The following is a 3,002-nucleotide window of genomic DNA, read 5'->3' as shown; positions in this document are numbered from 1 at the left end:
CAGCAAAACGCCCATAAAACAATCGAAAAGGTTGTAGCCAAAGCACGCTTCTGGCAGCTTCATATCCACACTGATCTCAACGCTCGACAGAAGAAAGTCCTAAATCGCCTTATAGATGCTGGCAAAGAAGGCTTCGAAGGCGGAATGAATGCTCGAAAATACGCTTCACTGTGTGATTGCAGTCGTGTTACCGCGAGCCGTGATTTGAGTGATCTATTGGATAAAGGGTGTGTCATCAGCCGTGGAGCCGGTGGACGAAGTACCGGTTATGATATTGATTGGGGATCAAAACGAGTTCTCAGACGCAACAGTTTTACGAAAATCACTCTCATGATCTGATAGAACGATACGATTCTGCGGATATGTCAGAGCTTCATCAATTACTTGCCAAACATATTCGACTTAATAGCAAAATCATTGATATCGGGTTTGGATCGGGGCATAACGTACTATATATTCCGTTTTCTCAGGGGATGCCTATTATAAATATTTAGTCTACTGAAGCATAAAAAAGAAAATTCATAAAATACTATATAAAGGTAGAATTAAAATAATCCTGCTACTATTTTATTACTACATATGGGTAGAATTAAATACAGGAGCTGAAATGTCTGAACGTATTACTAAAAATATGGCCAGAAATATTTACTTTGGCGGGGGACTTTTCGCGATTTTGGTTTTTACCGGACTAACTATAGATACCGTTAAACAAATTCCAAAGCTAAGCCATGATGACAAAATTACGGAGTCCGTTGCTCGGGGAAAAGTGGTATGGGAAGAGAACAATTGTGTCGGTTGCCATACGATCATGGGAGAGGGGGCGTATTATGCTCCGGAGCTTGGGAATGCATTTCCTCGTCTTGGGGCTAATGATGAAGCCGCGTTTAAAACGTATTTGGCAGGGTGGATGGCGGCACAGCCACTCGATACACCCGATAGACGAAAAATGCCGCAGTTTCATCTAACACCGGAACAAGTGAACAATCTTGCAGACTTTTTGATTTGGACCTCTCGTGTTAACAATCAAGAGTGGCCGCCCAACATTAAAGGATAAGGAAGATTATGAAATATTCATCTCAAATGGTCGCAAAACCATATTTTATTTTTGCACTCATTCTTCTGGCAGGGGAGATTGTTTTTGGTCTTAGTATGGGGGTTCAGTATTTGTACGGGGATTTTTTATTCCCTGCGATCCCTTTTAATGTTCTTCGGATGGTTCATACGAACTTGTTGATCGTTCTTTTATTATTCGGGTTTATGGGAGCTACCTATTACTTGATACCCGAAGAGAGTGAACGCGAACTATGGAGCCCGATGCTCGCTAAAATCACCTTTTGGGTATTTGCGGCGGCGGGTGTAGCTACGATTTTAGGTTATTTATTGGTTCCTTATGCCACGTTGGCGGAGTTAACCTACAATAATCTCTTGCCAACGATGGGGCGTGAGTTTTTAGAACAGCCGACGATTACAAAAATTGGGATTGTTTTGGTCGTACTCTCGTACATTCTTAATACAACGATGACAGTTATTAAAGGACGTAAGACGACCATATCGGTTATTTTGTTGACAGGTCTTTTTGGATTGGCATTTTTCTTTTTGTTTGCGTTTTATGTACCTGAAAATCTGGTCATGGATAAATTTTTCTGGTGGTTTGTGGTCCATTTGTGGGTTGAAGCGACATGGGAACTTATTCTAGGGGCTTTATTAGCGTTTGTTTTGATTAAAACGACGGGAGTTGACCGTGAACACATCGATAAATGGCTCTATTTAATTATTGCGATGACGTTGATTTCTGGACTTGCGGGAACAGGGCATCACTTCTTCTTTATCGGTACTCCCGGGTATTGGTTATGGATCGGATCGATTGCGTCTGCGGCAGAGCCTATTCCTTTTTTCTTGATGATTTTGTTTGCTTACAATATGGCAAAAAATCGTCGTATCCAGCATGATAATAAAATTGCATTGACATGGGCAAAAGGGACGGCCGTTGTAGGGTTTTTGGGAGCAGGTGTCTGGGGCTTTTTGCACACACTCGCGCCGATTAACTATTATACACACGGTACACAGTTGACCGCAGCGCATGGACATCTCGCCTTTTTCGGTGCGTATGTGATGATTTGTTTCACGTTGATTTCGTATGCAATGCCGATTCTTCGCGGTCGTCCTCATGGAAACGGACCGAAGGCTCAAAGTGTAGAACGCACTAGTTTTTGGATGATGGTGATCGGTATGATCGGTCTGACGTTGGCATTAACCGTTGCGGGTATCATGCAAATCGAAATGCAAAGACTTCGTGATGTTGCGGAGGCACTGGATTTCATGAGTGCACAAGAGGCGATTAGCACGGTGTATGGCGTTCGTTTAGCCTTTGGTGTGATGGTACTTTTGGGACTATTGACCTATTTTTACAGTTTCTTTGTGAAAGAAGAGCAAGTAGCCGCGTAATGGATGAAAAAGTTGGTAAATTTTGGGATCATTATGTCACGAAAAAAGCCTCTCGTCTTTTTAAAGACGAAGAGGTCATATTTGCGGACATTGCCAAAGGGTTAAAACTCTTTTATCACCTCTTAGGAGGTGAAAAAGGTAAAGAACTCCATATTACCGACAAACGCTCCATACAAACGTCACGAACACTTCTAGAGAAATTCTCAGGGACGGGTAAAACTTTTTTCCTTGCTTGGCAAGATGAAAAAGGGATTTATCTTCCTGCCTCTTTGGCGTATTTTCCCCTAAAAATACACAATGAGATGCACTATTACTGGCTGATCGCAATGCTCTCTACTGTCACGGTTAATACTCAAAATATCTCCTCTGAAAACATGAGAGTGAGTGATCTCCTGATCGAAAAATATCCCGGATTTCGTGAATTTTATACGTATAGCCATCACTATTTACGGGAATATTATCCTGAATTATCTGCGATTGAATCTTCTACCGAAGCCTCATCAGTAGATAATTATCCCAATCCGTTATGGATTTATCCATCCCTCTCTAGCTCCAAC

At 41.9% G+C, this 3,002-nt stretch carries 2 protein-coding genes and 2 pseudogenes; all 4 read left to right on the top strand.

Annotation, left to right across the window (positions count from 1 at the left end; translation table 11 throughout):
- Nucleotides 1–339: pseudogene (locus WA010_RS08570) on the top strand (hypothetical protein); the annotation flags it as partial.
- A gap of 268 nt (nucleotides 340–607) precedes the next feature.
- Complete coding sequence (locus WA010_RS08565; protein WP_422556711.1) at nucleotides 608–1,054, top strand: c-type cytochrome; 447 nt, start codon at nucleotides 608–610, stop codon at nucleotides 1,052–1,054.
- Between the two features lie 8 nt (nucleotides 1,055–1,062).
- Nucleotides 1,063–2,445, top strand: a complete 1,383-nt coding sequence (locus WA010_RS08560) for a cbb3-type cytochrome c oxidase subunit I (RefSeq protein ID WP_422556710.1) — start codon at nucleotides 1,063–1,065, stop codon at nucleotides 2,443–2,445.
- A pseudogene (locus tag WA010_RS08555) lies at nucleotides 2,445–3,002 on the top strand (VWA domain-containing protein); the annotation flags it as partial. The gene WA010_RS08560 and the pseudogene WA010_RS08555, both read left to right, overlap by 1 nt.

This window comes from Sulfuricurvum sp., assembly GCF_049305995.1.
Lineage (GTDB): Bacteria > Campylobacterota > Campylobacteria > Campylobacterales > Sulfurimonadaceae > Sulfuricurvum.
Note: the sequence above shows the minus strand (reverse complement) of the source record. Positions and strands in the feature narration are given on the sequence as shown.